The 15,846-nt window shown below is 48.7% G+C and carries 15 protein-coding genes; 7 read left to right on the top strand and 8 right to left on the bottom strand.

The genetic code is table 11. The annotated features are described in order from the left end of the window. Window positions 1–4: 4 nt before the first annotated feature. Entirely contained in the window at window positions 5–667 is a 663-nt protein-coding gene (locus ACGHTT_RS10550) for an HAD family hydrolase (protein ID WP_390590443.1), read from the top strand. Here ACGHTT_RS10550 and ACGHTT_RS10545 read toward each other — a convergent pair. Continuing rightward, complete coding sequence (locus ACGHTT_RS10545) at window positions 648–1,355, bottom strand: J domain-containing protein (protein ID WP_390590442.1); 708 nt, start codon at window positions 1,353–1,355, stop codon at window positions 648–650. The two genes, ACGHTT_RS10550 and ACGHTT_RS10545, sit on opposite strands and share 20 nt — an antisense overlap. Before the next feature lie 63 nt (window positions 1,356–1,418). Here ACGHTT_RS10545 and ACGHTT_RS10540 point away from each other — a divergent pair, with 63 nt between their 5' ends. Continuing rightward, window positions 1,419–1,826, top strand: a complete 408-nt coding sequence (locus ACGHTT_RS10540; RefSeq protein WP_390590441.1) for a helix-turn-helix domain-containing protein — start codon at window positions 1,419–1,421, stop codon at window positions 1,824–1,826. On the opposite strand, the gene ACGHTT_RS10535 is transcribed toward ACGHTT_RS10540, so the two are convergent. From ACGHTT_RS10535 to hutI, 4 genes are all read right to left on the bottom strand, one after another. Then, window positions 1,823–3,316: a Ppx/GppA family phosphatase gene (locus ACGHTT_RS10535; RefSeq protein ID WP_390590440.1), complete on the bottom strand. Its 1,494-nt coding sequence runs from the start codon at window positions 3,314–3,316 to the stop codon at window positions 1,823–1,825. The genes ACGHTT_RS10540 and ACGHTT_RS10535 overlap by 4 nt on opposite strands. Then, window positions 3,313–4,740, bottom strand: a complete 1,428-nt coding sequence (locus tag ACGHTT_RS10530; protein WP_390590439.1) for an alanine/glycine:cation symporter family protein — start codon at window positions 4,738–4,740, stop codon at window positions 3,313–3,315. Before ACGHTT_RS10530 ends, ACGHTT_RS10535 begins: the two co-directional genes overlap by 4 nt. 66 nt (window positions 4,741–4,806) lie before the next feature. Further along, window positions 4,807–5,817, bottom strand: coding sequence for a formimidoylglutamase (hutG, locus tag ACGHTT_RS10525; protein WP_390590438.1), 1,011 nt, complete (start codon window positions 5,815–5,817; stop codon window positions 4,807–4,809). Then, window positions 5,814–7,016, bottom strand: coding sequence for an imidazolonepropionase (gene hutI / locus ACGHTT_RS10520; protein ID WP_390590437.1), 1,203 nt, complete (start codon window positions 7,014–7,016; stop codon window positions 5,814–5,816). Before hutI ends, hutG begins: the two co-directional genes overlap by 4 nt. 623 nt (window positions 7,017–7,639) lie before the next feature. Between hutI and ACGHTT_RS10515 the strand changes: the two genes are divergently transcribed. Further along, a complete protein-coding gene (locus tag ACGHTT_RS10515; RefSeq protein ID WP_390590436.1) occupies window positions 7,640–8,173 on the top strand; it encodes a RidA family protein in 534 nt (177 codons plus the stop codon). 28 nt (window positions 8,174–8,201) lie between these two features. Here the strand turns inward: ACGHTT_RS10515 and ACGHTT_RS10510 are convergent, their stop codons facing one another. Both ACGHTT_RS10510 and ACGHTT_RS10505 read right to left on the bottom strand, forming a co-directional pair. Further along, complete coding sequence (locus ACGHTT_RS10510) at window positions 8,202–8,639, bottom strand: META domain-containing protein (protein WP_390590435.1); 438 nt, start codon at window positions 8,637–8,639, stop codon at window positions 8,202–8,204. An 80-nt stretch (window positions 8,640–8,719) separates the two neighbouring features. After that, window positions 8,720–10,015 (bottom strand): NAD(P)/FAD-dependent oxidoreductase, encoded by a 1,296-nt coding sequence (locus ACGHTT_RS10505; protein WP_390590434.1) that lies wholly within the window; start codon window positions 10,013–10,015, stop codon window positions 8,720–8,722. Between the two features lie 132 nt (window positions 10,016–10,147). Between ACGHTT_RS10505 and ACGHTT_RS10500 the strand changes: the two genes are divergently transcribed. The 4 genes from ACGHTT_RS10500 (at window position 10,148) to ACGHTT_RS10485 (ending at window position 14,030) form a co-directional block, all read left to right on the top strand. Beyond that, window positions 10,148–11,059: a dihydrodipicolinate synthase family protein gene (locus ACGHTT_RS10500; RefSeq protein ID WP_390590433.1), complete on the top strand. Its 912-nt coding sequence runs from the start codon at window positions 10,148–10,150 to the stop codon at window positions 11,057–11,059. A gap of 10 nt (window positions 11,060–11,069) precedes the next feature. Then, window positions 11,070–12,071 carry a 4-hydroxyproline epimerase gene (locus ACGHTT_RS10495; RefSeq protein ID WP_390590432.1) on the top strand — a complete coding sequence of 334 codons (1,002 nt, stop codon included), beginning with the start codon at window positions 11,070–11,072 and terminating at the stop codon, window positions 12,069–12,071. A 221-nt stretch (window positions 12,072–12,292) separates the two neighbouring features. Beyond that, window positions 12,293–12,961, top strand: coding sequence for a GntR family transcriptional regulator (locus tag ACGHTT_RS10490; RefSeq protein ID WP_390590431.1), 669 nt, complete (start codon window positions 12,293–12,295; stop codon window positions 12,959–12,961). Window positions 12,962–13,100: 139 nt separating this feature from the next. After that, complete coding sequence (locus ACGHTT_RS10485; RefSeq protein ID WP_390590430.1) at window positions 13,101–14,030, top strand: collagenase; 930 nt, start codon at window positions 13,101–13,103, stop codon at window positions 14,028–14,030. Window positions 14,031–14,086: 56 nt separating this feature from the next. Here the strand turns inward: ACGHTT_RS10485 and ACGHTT_RS10480 are convergent, their stop codons facing one another. Then, window positions 14,087–15,808 (bottom strand): MFS transporter, encoded by a 1,722-nt coding sequence (locus ACGHTT_RS10480; protein WP_390590429.1) that lies wholly within the window; start codon window positions 15,806–15,808, stop codon window positions 14,087–14,089. Between the last annotated feature and the right edge of the window lie 38 nt (window positions 15,809–15,846).

Raw genomic sequence — 15,846 nt, 5'->3', positions numbered from 1 at the left:
TTTGATGGCACCCATAAAAGCTGTTTTATTTGATCACGATGGCACCCTGGCTAATTCAGAGGTTGTACATTTTCAATTTTGGCAGAGGGTGCTTGCGGATCGCGGTGTCGCCTTTGTCGAAGATGATTATCGACTCCATTTTACTGGCGTGAGTGAGTTGAATACGGCAATCGCTATTAAAGCGCGATTTCAATTAACCGACTGTGTGGCCGATCTGGTTGCGGCTAAGCGGGCGCAAGCTCAGCAATATCACGCGACACAAGTTTATCCACTGATGCCCGGTGTTAATGAGGTGTTGTTGGCACTGCGTCGGCAGGGTATGCGTATGGCCGTGGTGAGCGGTTCCGCGCGCTTTGCCTTAGAAGCGAATTTAGCAGGGCTAGGCTTGGGGCATTTTTTTGAGTACATCGCCAGTGGAGAAGACGTGCCTAATAATAAACCTGCACCGGATGTTTATAATCAGGCGTTGCATGTTTTAGGGCTTAGGCCAAGTGAGTGTATAGCGGTTGAAGATACTGCTTCAGGTCTGCGCGCCGCCTTGGCGGCAGGGGTAGCGACCTGTGTTGTTCCCAACAGTTACTCCGCGCATCAAGATTTTTCTGGTGCGACCAAACGCGTTGCTGACTTACCCGAGTTTTTAACTTGGTTTAATGCTCATTACCGTTAAATTGCTTTAACAGTAAATCCTTTGCTGTATTGAGGCGCGCGGCTAAATAATCGTTGCCGCCCCTATCTGGGTGAAATTTTTGAATTAATTTTCGATGTGCCGCGATGATGGTTTTCTTATCCGCATCGGCTTCTACACCCAATAGCGCACGGGCCTCGGCGACGGTTAAATCGCCATCTGGGCTGTGTTGATTCAGCGGGCTACCTTGCCATGTGTCGCCAAAACGGTTCTTGATGTAGATTTGCAGCAGCGCCGCTGCACGTGCATCTTTACCGCTAAACTCTTGAAATAGTTGGTCTAATTGCTCCGTATTTAAATCGGATAGTTTTCGTCCGGCTTGTGTACCTTTGCGGATATCACCATCAAAAATGCCATTTTTTAGATTTAACACTAAGCTAGTTGAATCCATGGGCTTGGCATTTTGCATTTTTTTCCACCAGCCCAAGACAGCCATGCCCCGCAATACCAGTGCTCCGATATTTTTAAGAAAGGGCAGTAGCCCCATGACGAAAGCGCCCAGCCAGTTGAGTCGACCGGTAAAGAGGGCAAAGAGTATTAGCCCAAGAAAGGCGGCGACGCCCAGCTGCCATAGCCATTTTTTACGTTCGCTAGGCGTTAAGCGCTGGTATTTTCTATAGGCCAAATAGACCAGTACTAGAATAACGAATAAAGGGATTAAGCGTGACATGGGGTGTTGGGTCTGCCTGTAGGATTGCGTACAATTGCGTTTTTGTTGATATCGAGAAAGATTATGAGTGTACAGGTTATCATGAAGGACGGGCGGCCTGAATGGGCGGTGATACCCTACGCCCAATATGAAGCGTTATTGGCCGCTGCAGGCGAGACACCAGCCGATACCTCAGTAGTGCCTGGGTCGTCGGCTAAACCAGCTATCGCCCAAGCGAATAGCGCGGCTAAGCCGAATGCCTTTTTTGCTGGGATGAAATCAGCTGATGCGAGCAACGCAAAATTCAGCCCTGAAAAGTTTTCTGCCCTTAAGGCAGCGCAGGGAAAATCCGCCAGCGCCATTGCCAAAGATGCGGGTATTTCGCCCGCTTATTGCGAGCAAATTGCGCGCGGAGAACGAGAGCCAAGCCCCGCAATTATTCGTGGCTTAGCGCAAGCACTGAAAATCAAGGCCGATGATTTACTCGGTTAGCTAACGTTAAGCTTAACGCCGGCGAGCAGTAGCTCCTCGGCTTCGTTATGTAGATTGATAGCGCTTAGCGGGTGCTTTTCTAGCCAATCCTTAGGCAGCGCCAGAGTCAGTTCGCCGTTGCTCTGTAATGCCAAAGTCGGATTGATATCCAATGCTTCGCGGCCACGGCACAAAATAACCGCCAAACGTAAAGCAACCACCATACACATAAAATCGTTGCGGTTATGGGGGGCAAGCTCATTGATAAGCGACGTTTTAATGGCACTGCGCTGCAATCTTACCAGCGCTGCGAGCATGTGTTGTTCATAGCGTGAGAAGCCACTCATATCGTGATGGCGGAGTAGGTAGTAGCCGTGTTTATGAAAGCCATTGTGGCTGATGTGCAAACCAATTTCGTGCAGGGTGCCAGCCCATGCGACTAACTGCGTTGCCTTGGTATCGTTGATGTCGGCAAGCTGTAATTGTGTGGTAAAATTCACCGCTAGTTCAGCCACTCTTTCGCGCTGAGCTTGGTCGCATTGATAGGTTTGAGCAAGGCGGTTGACGCTGTCTTCACGACTATCGGTATTGGCTTCGCGGCCAATAATTTCAAAAATCAAACCTTCTTTTAATGCCACATCGGCAATGTGCAATTGCTCTAAACCGAGCTGATCAAAAAGTGCTTTGATGATAGCTAAGCCGGCGGGCAACACATCGCGACGAAGTTTTGGTACTTCACCGTTAAGCACTTCTCCGTCGAGAATGGTTTGCTGAATAATATTGTCAAGATTGGTGCGGGTGATTAAACCTTGATCTTTGGCATCCATCAACTCGGCTGCCGCGCGCATTGTGCCGGAGGTGCCAAGGGCAATATCCCAACCAAAAGCTTTGTATGCTCGGGCGATGGGTTCTATTGCGGCGCTTGCAGAAATGTAGGCAGCTTCCATCCTGCTTTTAGTTACGGGGCCAAATTTGAAGTGCCTTTCCGCCAGTGTCACACAGCCTAAGTTCAGGCTTTCAAGTAGTCGGGGGCCTCGGCCTTCACCGATAATAAATTCGGTGCTAGCGCCGCCAATATCAATTACTAAGCGCTTTTGGCTGTTGTCTTCGAGTGAGCGGACCACGCCTTGGTAAACCAAGCGCGCCTCTTCAAAACCAGAAATGATGTTGATTGGGTGGCCTAGTGCTTCCTCTGCCTTGCGTAAAAACTTGTCGGCATTACGAGCCGCTCGCAAGGTTTTCGTGCCGACAGCGCGAATATTTTCTGGTGCTATATCGCGCAGGCGTTCGTTGATACGCAATAAAACCGCAATGGCTTCTGCTTGCATTTCCTTCGCTAGATTGCCGCGTTCGTCTAGCCCGCGCGCTATTTGCACCATCTCCTTATGGCGATCGACCACCTCTAAACGATTGCCAACGACTTTCGCTACCAATAAATGAAAGCTATTGGAGCCTAAGTCGACGGCTGCATAATAATTTGCTGTTGCGCTTGTGCTCGTACTTGCGGTCAATCGTTTTTACTCCATACACCAGGTTCAGTGTCACCTTGGAATTGATGGTTTTTGTCTAAACGGTACTCAGGTAATTTGCCGGCTTTACGCTGCGCTTGATAATCGTTCAGCAACATGACAACCGTAGGCGTTAGCCAAGCGATGGCAATAATATTAATGACCGTCATTAAACCTAGTGCCATATCAGCCATGTTCCACACGGTTGGCAAGGGTGCCATGGTGCCCCATAAAACCATCGCTAGGTAGCCCATGGTTAATGCTAATCGGCCGGGTTTATGGTCGAGTTTAAAGACGTGTAGGTTAGATTCCGCGTAGGCGTAATTTGCGACCACCGAGGTGAAGGAGAAAAAGACGATGGCAATGGCCACAAAATCCATGCCCCAACTACCCACATGGCTCACCATGGCATCTTGGGTGATGCGAATGCCTGCCAAGCCTTCTTCGGACGCACCGCCGGCCAGGAGAATGATGATTGCGGTGCAAGAGCAGATTAGGATGGTGTCGACAAAAACCCCAAGCATTTGCACCAACCCTTGAGACACTGGGTGGTTAGGGTAGGGCTGAGCGGCGGCAGCTGCGTGGGGCACGCTACCCGAGCCAGCCTCATTGGAATAAAGGCCGCGTTTAATGCCGTTAATGGCGGCGCCAAGAAAGCCGCCAGCGGCTTCCTCTAAGCCAAAAGCTGAGCTGACAATTAACCCGAGAATGGCGGGTACTTCTTGAATGTTGACCGCAACAATGAACAAGGCCATGGCTACATAAGCTACACCCATAAAGGGCACGGTAAATTCAGCAAAACGCGCGATGGCTCGCATACCGCCAAGCACAATAAGGCCAGCGACGATAGTCATCACTAAACCGCTATAGAGCGCGGGAATGCCGTAAGCGTTATTTAAGGCATCGCCAATGGTATTGGCCTGTACCGCAGAAAACACAAAGCCATAACCAAATAATAAGCACAGCGAAAACGCGATGGCGAGCCAGCGTTGTTTAAGGCCCATTTGAATGTAGTAGGCGGGGCCACCGCGAAACTCGCCATTGGCGTCTTTGACTTTGTAAAATTGTCCGAGCGTGGATTCCACGAAGCCGGTGGCCATACCCAATAGAGCAATCATCCACATCCAAAACACCGCACCCGGTCCGCCTAGAGTAATGGCAACAGCAACACCCGCTAAATTACCGGTTCCCACGCGCGCCGCGAGACTGGTAGCGAGCGCTTGGAAGGGTGATATGCCCTGCGCATTGGAGCGCGAAGAGCCCTTCATCATGGTAAACATGTGGCCAAACAGGCGAAATTGCACGGCACCTAAGCGAAAGGTGAACCAAATACCCGCGATCACCAGCAAGTAAATCAAAATGGAATCCCACAAGACACCGTTGATTGCGCTGACGGAAGTGGCTAAAAATTGGTTAAATTGGTCCATGTCGGCTTCTTTCGTTGTTATGATTTTAATGAGTGTCGCAAGTGTGCTGTTTCAAGCGCAGAATGTCTACTTAGGTGCGATGTTGGATTGCAAAAACTGCTGGTACTCCCAGACGATTCTTGCGCCGAGCTTAGCGGTCATACCGTCTCTGTCGTGCTCTGGGTTTAGCTCAGCAATATCGAGTAGCAGTACAGGCTTTTGTTGTGCTTTTGCTTGTTGTAGTAGTAACTTAAACGACTGCAACATTTTTGCGGGGCTAATGCCAAGTGCTGCTGGCGCGCTGACGCCTGGCGCAAAGGCAGCATTAAATACATCGAGGCAAACAGTCAAATATAGCGCATCAACCTTGTTTAAAAATTGATCGATATAGCGTTGCATCTGGTGTTGGTCGTTGGTTTCAAAGGCAATGTCTTCCATCCACGAGACACCTTGCTCATTGGCGTAATCGAACAAGGCTTGCGTGTTGGCACTTGGGTTAACACCTAACACACAATAATTAAATGTTTGCCCGTGGGCTTTACACCATTCGTTAATTTGTCGGAAAGGTGTGCCTGAAGATCCTTTCGGTATGGGTGCGCGTAAATCTAAGTGGGCGTCGAAATTGATGATGCCCAATGCGATATCTTTTTCCAATAATGTGGGTATTAAACCCTGAAAGCTTGCCCAAGCAACCTCGTGACCGCCACCCAGCACAACGGGCTGCAATTGCAATTTAACAAGTTGGTCAAGTCTTTGGCCGAGGCTGTTCTGCGCCGCTTCCAAATCATCGCCGCTACAAAAGACATCGCCCGCATCGAACATGGTTTGATCGGCGCACGCGGCATTGGCAAGGCCATGGCGCAGAGCATTAGGTCCTTTTACAGCACCTGGCCGACCTTTGTTTCGAATGACGCCGGCATCGCACTGAAAGCCAAGAAGCGCTAGCGTGTTTGGCTGTTCGCATATTGCTTTTGTAAGTTCGGCTCGATCGAGGTCTAATGATTTCATTTTTTGGTGCCAGCGCAGTGCTGGGCGCGTTTCTTCCGTATCGATACGTCCTGTCCACACGTCAGAGGTATTGGGTCTATACAAACTCATAGTTGTAGCTCCCCTGCAATCCAGCGTTTTTCCGGCTTGACCAAATTTATACCGTAACTAAGTTCAGCGGGCGATTCGATATTCCACAGCAATAAGTCGGCATCGAACCCCACTGCAAGTTGACCTTTCGAAGGCAGATTTAAGGCGGCTGCAGCGTGGCGAGTGACGCCGGTAAAGCTTTCCTCGGGCGTTAAGCCAAACAGTACACAAGCCTGATTCATTGCCGTTAGTAGGGATGCTTGTGGTGCTGTGCCGGGATTGCAATCTGTCGCCACCGCCATGGCCACACCAGCATCGCGAAGTGCTTGGATCGGTGGGCACTGAGTTTCTTTAAGAAAGAAAAAGGCGGCGGGCAATAAAACGGCCACTGTATTTGCAGCTTTTATGAGCGGGATATCTTGGTTTGATAAATATTCGATGTGATCGACAGATAGTCCTTGGTATTTTGCCACCAGCGCGCTGCCGTGTAGGTTACTAAGCTGTTCCACGTGGCCCTTCACACGCAGGCCTAAACTTGTAGCAGCCTTGAAAACGTTTTCACACTGAGCAACAGAAAAACCGACCCCTTCGCAAAAAACATCGACCGCATCGACTAAATTTTCTGCTGCAGCACCTGGTAAAATATCGTTAACGATGTGGTCGATATACAGGTCCTTGCTAGCGAACTCGGGTGGCAATGCATGCGCTGCCAATAACGTCGTTGTAATAGTGACCGGGTTTTGATTTTGCAGCTGGCGCGCTAAGCGCAACATTCTTAACTCTTGCTCGAGGCTAAGGCCGTAGCCGGATTTAATTTCAAGGCTGGTAACACCCTCCGCCATCAGCGCATCCAATCTTTTTTGTGCAGCATGCAACAAGCTTGCATCTGTGGCTAAGCGCGTAGCTTGTACAGTGCTCATGATGCCGCCACCGCGGTTGGATATCTCGCTATAACTGACGCCTTGTTGACGCCATTCAAATTCATTGGCGCGATTACCGCCGAAGATGAGGTGAGTATGACAGTCGATTAATCCCGGTGTGAGCCAACCGTTATTACCATCTATGGTAATTTTGGCTTGGGGCGCGTCCTCAGCTTGACCTATCCAAGTGACTTTACCTTGGTCAACGGCAATGGCAGAACCAAGGGTTTGACCATAGGGTTTGCTGTACTGGCAGGCGGTGGCGAGTCGAATATTCGTTATCACTAATTGAGCAGTCATCTGGGGATATCTTGTACTGGTGTGGGTGTGTGCTTTATGACGCTGAAGCACTTTGTACCCTCAAGTTTAGTTGAATTTTACCGCCGCTCTAGGGCGGCATTGTTAGATACTTACCCCTGAATCAAGCTTTGAATTTAGTTATATCTACGACTGTTTATACAGCAAAACGGTAGGTTGCTTCTAGGTCATTCCGCAGAAAGTACAGAATTATTTAGCCATGGGGTAGTAATCTACCTCCGCTTAGGTAGCTTTAGAGAAAGAAGATTTCCGAGGCGTTAATGTTTCCTGCTCCTTGCGGGCGCAAAGGAAAAAGGCGTCAGATGTTGTGCTTAACGGTTGCGCTCTTGGTGTCTCTTCAACGGTTTTATCGCCACTGAGTGGCCTGTCATGCCAGCGGTGATTTGGGTGAAGAAGGCGCCGCCGTTTGCGGGTAAAAATTTTGCTTATTTCAAGGCTCAATTGCGTTCATTTGGCGAAGGGGGTCGTTGCTTTGCGAGGACGATGTCTATGGTCGGCAGATGGCGAAGGCTCTACCTTGGCCTATGAGTGATGAAACTTTGGAAGCGTTATTAAGCTACATATCTACACTGTAAATTTTACCAAATACTATTAGGAGAAATTGTATGAACATGGTTAAGCCCGCGGAAAAATTGGTTGGTATTAATTGGCTATTCACACTCGGTATTTTGGTCGTTGCTCTGGGCTTTCAATCGATAGCGGTCGCTGAACAAGTCCAGCGTTATCCTTTGATTAATAGTCAATTTCCCATAGCTGCTGCGGTTGAAGTCACCGGTGGCTCTCTGGTTTTTGAGAGTGGCAAGGTGCCGAGTCCGAAGGATGCCAAGGCAGAGAAGTATAGCGCTGCTTATTGGGGTAACACCGAAGAACAGAGCTTCGATGTGCTGAAACAGATACAGTCGTCTTTAAAAAGCAAAGGCTTGGATATGGGTGATGTGATAAAAATGACGGTGTTTTTAGTCGGGGATGAAACCAAAGGCGGGCAGATGGACTTTGGTGGCATGATGAAAGCTTACACACAATTTTTTAGTACGGCTGCGCAGCCTAATTTGCCGGCGCGATCGGCCGTGCAGGTGGCAGGCTTGGCGGTACCGGGTATGTTGGTTGAGATAGAAGTGATTGCATTTAGACCAAAATAAAAGTTCTGCCCCCGATAAAGGGGGCACTTTACTCGTTGGATTTGGCAGCCCGGATGAGTGGATTATTGTGCTCATCGATTAACACTATATCAAGGCCTTCGAGTTTTGCATTTTTAACCGAGGCGAGTGCGCCTAATATTTTTTGTTCTTGTCCTATCAATGCCGGCGCACACATTTTTCGAGTGGTGGCCATTTCGCCAATGCTGAGGGCCGTGCCCACCCATTCGTATTTCCCGGAAAAGTTATTGCAGCCTGTATTGCCAGTGAGCGTGCCATCGTCGTTTAGCGATAGCTCGGGTTTGCTGTCGGCAACTATTGCTTCACCCTCAATTTCAGTGACTTGGTACTGCCCAATATAGCTGCTAGCTACATTCATAGCCATATCACTGAAACCACCCGTATTACTGCAGGCGTAAAGTGTTGTCGTTGCGACTATGGCGACGTTTAATTTAGCGAACTGATTCATCGATGCATTCTCGTGCTGAGTGTGAACGAGTTGCTTATGTTAGCCTATTTATAGCGCTCACAATAATCGAATACTGTGGGCTATTTATGAAAGCGTTGAATTGATAGTGCTTGTCTATTGAACGCGCGTTGCTGGTTTTTGCCTGTATGCTGGCCTGCATCTTTATTGATCAGCTGCATGAGGCACTCGGCGCTAACCGCAGCTAGTGTCAGGCCCAAATGTTGATGGCCAAAATTGAAGTACAGGTTTTTCTCGCTAGCTGAAGAAATAACCGGCAGCGAGTCTGGCAGACTTGGCCTATGTCCCATCCATCGGTTTTGTTCAAGCCTTGGGTCGGTTGTTTGATCCAGCTGAGGCCAAAGTGCGCGCCCATGCTGATAAAAACCGTCTGCCCGTTTCGAGTTGGGTTTGGCGTTAATACCGGCAAACTCTACGGTACCAGCCAGACGTAACCCCATGCTCATGGGGGTCATAATAAACTTGCGCTCATAAGAGGCGATAGGTCTCCCTGGCATCTGTGTCGTTGCACAACTGAGGTGGTAACCCCGCTCGGCCTCTAGTGGCACTGAATAGCCCAGTTGGCCACACAGTTTTTTACTGTAAATGCCTGCGCAAATTATAACTGTATCAAAGCATTGGTGTCGCGAAGGCAGGGCGCTTGTTTTCGCGATAAATGTTAGTTTCCACTGGCAATTGACGTTAGTGATCTCGCTTACTTCCTCTCTTACTATGTTGCCACCCTTCTCGAGGAATTTTCTACACAGAGCCTGGCTGAGTGCGAGCGGGTTTGCGGTGTGGCCAACGCGCTCAAAAAATAGTGCATGGGTGACCTTTTTCGAGAGTTCTGGTTCTAATGTGTTCAGATCTTGCCGGTTCAATAAGCTGACCTGGACGCCTTCACGCTGGTACAGCTGTTGAATTTTTTGGATTTCCTGAACTGGTGTTGTCTCAAACACTAGAAGGCTGCCTGCCAGAGTTAAGTGATCATTTAAGTTGTGCTGCTGCAATATTGTCTGCCAAGCGGGTAGGGCGGCCTCGCAGAGCGCGCGCAGCTCTTTGGTATTGGCACGGCGTTTCGCTTTACCCATTTGTAATACAAAACGCCACAGCCAAGGTAATACCTGAAGGAAATAACCTGGGCGAATGGCAAGGGGGCCGAGTGGGTCTACGAGCATTCCGGGTATCTTAATTAGCAGTGCAGGGTCGGCTAAGGGAAACACTTGCTCGGTGGCAAAATGCCCTGCATTACCAGCGGAGCAGCCGGCACCGGGATCTTCTGGGTCGATTAAGTAAACGTCATGACCAGCGTCTATGGCTTTTAATGCGGTGCAAATACCAATAATTCCGGCGCCAACAACGGCTATTTTGTCTGACATAAGGCTTCCAAATAAATTACATACTTGTAATTGTATACAATATACCTTAGTCTGCACCCATTCAAGGCGTAAGCCTTAGTTCTTAGTCCTGTGCCGGGTTTAGCTCGGTAATCTAGTTTTGGAGATGTCGTGATGAGTATTAATTGGAAGGGTGTGTTTCCAGCGGTTACAACGCAGTTTAAGGCTGACGACAGCCTTGATTTAACCGCCACTCAACATATGTTGGATCAACTCATCGGCGAAGGTGTACACGGCATTATTGTATGCGGCACTGTCGGGGAAAATTGTTCGCTTTCTGGCGCAGAGAAATTACAGGTGGTAGCGGCTGCGCAGGAAGTTGTCGCCGGTCGGGTTACGCTGCTTTCGGGTGCAGCAGAAACTACCACGGCATTTGCCAAAGATTTTGCCGTACAGGCAGAAAAAATTGGTGTAGATGGCCTCATGCTGTTACCCGGTATGGTTTATCGGTCTACCGAGCGCGAGGCAATCCATCATTTTCAACAAGTGGCACGCCACACCGCGCTGCCTATCATGGTGTACAACAACCCAGTCACCTACGGCGTCGATTTGGGGCTCGATAGCATGGAAATTTTAGCCGCAGAAAAAAATATCGTTGCTATCAAAGAATCCACCACGGACACGCGCCGCATTACGGAACTTTATACGCGTTTCGATGATCGCTTTAGTGTTTTTTGTGGCGTAGATGATATTGCGTTGGAAAGCTTAATGCTCGGTGTTACCGGTTGGATCTCCGGTTTGACGAATGTGTTTCCGCAAGAGTCCGTCGCCATATTTAAATTGGCGCAACAGGGAAGATATAAAGAAGCCTTAGAAATTTGGCGCTGGTTCTTACCGTTGTTGCGCCTAGATACCATTCCGACCTTAGTTCAATGCATTAAATTCGCTGAGCAATTGGCCGGACGTGGGTCAGAGCGTACGCGTGCGCCAAGATTAGCCTTAACCAATATAGAAAAGGCCAGCGTGGAAAAGCTCTACGGAGAGGCTATGAATAGTCGTATCGACCTTTCTAAATTTGGGCTTTAAGGGCAGCGCAATGAAACAAGGCACTTTTTTTTGTATTGATGCACATACCTGTGGCAATCCTGTGCGTTTAGTGACCTCCGGTCATCCGATGCTGAAAGGAGCAACCATGAGCGAAAAGCGTCTTGATTTTATTGCGCGTTTCGATTGGATTCGCCAAGCGTTAATGTTCGAACCCCGTGGACACGCCATGATGTCGGGTGCGTTTTTATACCCGCCGTGTTCGGAAAATGCAGATTTTTCAATCCTTTTCATTGAAACGTCTGGTTGTCTACCGATGTGTGGTCACGGCACCATCGGTACGGTTACGGCGGCGTTAGAGTCTGGCTTGGTACAGCCGAAAATCCCTGGGCAACTAGTGATTGATGTGCCGGCGGGGCAGTTGTCTGTTACCTATGAAATGTCTGGCGACAAGGTGCGCTCAGTCAAGCTCGTCAACGTAGCGTCGTTTCTATACGCCAAGGACTTGGTGGCATTCGTACCCGGTTTAGGCGATATCACTTTTGATGTTGCTTACGGCGGTAATTTCTATGCCATCGTTGAGCCACAGGAGAATTTTCCTGGTGTTGATCAATGGTCCGCGGCGCAAGTGCTGCAATACAGCCCTTTGCTGCGCGATGCCGGTAGAGCACTTCAAACTTTTGTCCACCCGCTAGACCCAAGCCTCCAAGGTTTATCTCATGTGCTTTGGACTGGGAAACCTAAGACTGCTGGCTCAGATGCCGCTAACGCTGTTTTCTATGGTGAAAAAGCGATAGATAGGTCGCCCTGTGGTACAGGGACATCGGCGCGTATGGCACAGCGTTTCGCGCGTGGCCTGTTAAATGTCGGAAACAGCTTTGTGCACGAAAGTTTTATTGGTAGTCAATTTACCGGTTGCATTGAATCGGTAACAGAGGTTGCTGGTATGACGGCGATAGTGCCAAGTATTCAGGGCTGGGCACATGTGTTTGGGGCAAATCAGATCTGTGTCGACAATCGAGATCCCTATGCCCATGGCTTTGAAGTGATTTGATGACATATCGCAATAACCGTGTTTTCCCTGGGTCTGTTCGGTAAAGCGTCGGTTTTAGTGAGCAGTCCAATCTGCACTTGGCCGGGGTATCCCCGGCATTTTTTCCTGCAGGTTTATAGCGCTAGGATAAAAATCGCAGAGATTTCAGATGCTTAGGTGAATTGTTCCGAACCTGCGCAAGAGGTACACTAGCCGCCACTTCAATATAAGGTTGAGTTGCAATGGCGATAGAGTACAAAACCCGAACTCAGGTTGTGGTAGAAGCCATCCGCGAGCGTATTTTGTCTGGCGCAATTAAGGCTGGCGAACCTTTGCGGCAAGCCGCGTTAGCGGAAGAGCTTAATGTCAGCCGCATTCCGGTGCGCGAGGCACTGCTGCAATTGGAGGCCGAGGGCCTCGTTCGATTTGAACCTCATAAAGGAGCTACTGCCACCGAACTAAATCTTGAACAAATCGATGAGTTGTTTGAGCTGCGTGCCATGCTTGAGGCTGACTTACTCGCCCGCTCAGTACCATTATTGACGGATGATGACTTGGCGCTAGCTGAAACCATATTGGTTGAACTTGAAGCAGCGTTGAAGCACGAGGATGCGGCGGATCGCTGGTCTGCATTGAATAGCCGTTTTCACATGGGCCTCTACAAGGTCGACCGCCCGCAAACTCGCGATGTGGTAGAAAATTTGAATAAAAATGCTGATCGGTATATTCGTATGCACTTTTTATTAGCCGGAGGCGTTAAAAAAGCGGGCCCAGAGCATCGCGAATTAATTAACGCCTGCCGTGCTAAAGATGTGAAGCGAGCGTGTAAGTGTTTAACAGACCATATTTTAGGTGCGAAGGCGGAAATTCGCGCACTGCTCGTGGCGCAAGAAGCCAAAAAATCGATTTGAATCAGTGGTTCGGGCTAAATAAATTCTTTGTTTGTTTAGCTTAGGTAGTCTCTTGATATTCCGGATGTCGGAATCTTAGTTGCATCAATGCATCTAGGGAACCTGCAATACTTTGGCAATATATCTCAAGGAGACTGCTGTGTTTTCATCGCTACCTATTAAGCGCGCCTGTTTATCTTTTACCAGTGCTTGTTCGCTACTGACGCTTCTCGGTTGCGCTCCAACAACGGCGCAAAAACCTGTTGCCTTCACGCCGCCGGGGCATTGGTTGCCGGCGCCAGCACCAGAAAACAGTGTATTAGTTAACTACCACCGCTGTAATGCCGCCTGGGCCATTCGCCATCAATCCTTAACTGATCAGCAAGTGCAGCAAGCCTGCGACATGATGGCGGAAAACGAAATAAAATTTCACGCTTTGTTTCCGACTGAAAAAACACCTGTTGACCACGATTACAATACCTTTATGACGGCCAATATCTACAGCAATGTGGATGACTATCGCACGCATGCTGGGCAAGATTTTGGTATCAGTACCGATAATGGTGGTATGTATTTAGAAGGTTATCCCCAGTGGCAAGACAATGCTGCCAATTTTATCGCCTATCAACGCGATGAAGGTATCTGGAATCTGCGCCATGAGATGGTTCATTATCTCGATGGTCGCTTCAATATTTATGGCGATTTCTGCGCCGGCTTACACGACAATCACGAGGGGCCTGAGTTTTGCCCTAAACCAGCGCCCTTGTTGCCACACCTTACCTGGTGGACTGAAGGTGTGGCCGAATATGTGGCGCAGGGTAATGATAATTTATCCGCGGTTGCTCTCGCGAAGAAGGAAGCCATTGCGTTAAGCGATATTTTTAACAACACCACGCTTAGCGGTGTCGATCGTATTTACCGTTGGGGCTATTTGGCCGTGCGCTATATGATGGAAAGGCAACCTGAAAAGATCCAACAAATGCTTGTGTTTACACGAGCGGGGGATTTTCCTCGCTATCAAGCGTTGGTGACTCAGTGGGGCGTCTCGATGGATGACGATTTCTCGGAATGGTTGAAAAGCCTCCATTAAATAAATTGATGGTGAAGGCAGTTAATCGGTTAACTGCCTTTTTATAACGATTAAACTCACTGTTTTATAGGCAGGCGAGCTTGAAAAAGATAGAGCGCCAGCGCGCTTAATAGGCCGATGACAGAAAACAACGTCCACATAAGGTAGGGGGCCTGATAGGCATGTGCCAAGGTGCCATAAGCCCAGCCAGACAGTAAACCACCAAACAGCATACCTAATGCCATTGACACAAAGTAATAGCCCATAAAAACAGCGGCTTTGTTCGTAGGCGCAAGTGCGGCGATATATTCTTGGCTTTTCGGCGATGCAACCATCTCACCTAAGGCAAACACGAGTACGCCACCTATTACCATAAAGCCGCTGAGTAGCACCATATGCGCGAGCCCACCGATCAAGTTGGCCGTGGCGAGAATAATAGTACCCAGTACAATGACCTTGAGTGAGCTAAAACGTTGCAGCCATTGGCTTAATGCAATTTGAAATAAAATAATGGCGCCAAAGTCTAAATTGATAATGTACTCCGGATTAATTTGTCGATATTGCTGAGCCCAGTGTTGGGCCAGAAATTGTGGCTCGAGTATGCCGTTGGCAATTGCCGTCTGCGTTGATTCAATTAACTCAATGGGTACTAAAACCTTGTAGTGCGCAAGGCCTAGTCGAATGCTAGTCGCCGGTTCTTGCCAGTCAATTTTTTCGATGCTGGCAGCTAGCTGGTCGACATTAACCTGCGCCATAAAACTAGCGAGATTAGGGCTTAGGCCATGTAAACCACGGACGATATCCGTCGTGTCGACAAAGTCTCGAATATACAGTGGTAGCGTAAAAAAAAGCTGATTATAGACAGTCCAGAAACCTGAAAGTATTAGCAAGTACAGTAATAAATTTTTATCGCCTATGTTGATTGTCTGTTGGTACCATGGCCTTGGGCCGCTTCGGCCTCTAGAACTGCGTGTTAGTGTGGAAGAATAGTTCATTTTTACCCAGTGGCTCCAGAATAGGTTAATTGTCAGCCAGCAGATTGAGGCAATAGCATAATCTTTTATGTTGACGTTAAACTTTACCGAGACAAGTAAGCCCATGATGAGTGGTATGAGTAAAAAGGCTAAGCGGCCGTTGCCTAGAATGTCCTGCGCTTCCAGCAAAACCTCTCGTAAGCTGCGTAGATCTTTGTTTTCGCTGATGGTGAGTTTTTTCGCACCAGTAAATTCAGACGTTGGCTCGCGATAAAATAAGCCAAGTATGAGCATGTTGATCGCAATCCAACCGGCAGATACAAGAAAAACGAGGTCCCAGCTTATGGCCCGTAGGTAGCCGGCCACAAAGGGCCCGAGAAAACCACCGAGGTTTATCATAGTGTAAAAAATGCCGAAGCCAAGGCCTCTATTTTGTGCTGATGTCGTGCGGCTAATGGTACCGAGTACAACTGGTTTAAAACAGGCTGCGCCAATAGCAACGGCGAGGAACGCGAAAAAGAAAGACCAAAAGCCCTGTGCCTGGCCGAGCAAATAATAGCCGGGGCACATGATAAGAAAGGATAGCCAAAACATTCGCTTATAACCGTAGCGGTCGGCGAGGGCGCCTGTAACAACTGGAAATAGATAAAGTAGAAAAGGAATCAGACCTTGCAGAAACCCACGCTCGGCGTCGCTAAAAGCCATACCGCCTTGATCTAGTGGACTACTCATGTACAGCGAGGAAACGGTAAAAAACCCGTACCACGCTAAACGTTCAAAAATTTCTAATGTATTGGCCACATAGAATGCCCGGGGAAAATTCAAAAGTTTGCCTTTTTATTATAATTAGGGCTGGTGTTTAG

The organism is Simiduia litorea (genome assembly GCF_042853465.1).
GTDB classification, from domain to species: domain Bacteria; phylum Pseudomonadota; class Gammaproteobacteria; order Pseudomonadales; family Cellvibrionaceae; genus Simiduia; species Simiduia litorea.
This window is presented reverse-complemented; position numbering and strand designations above follow the sequence as displayed.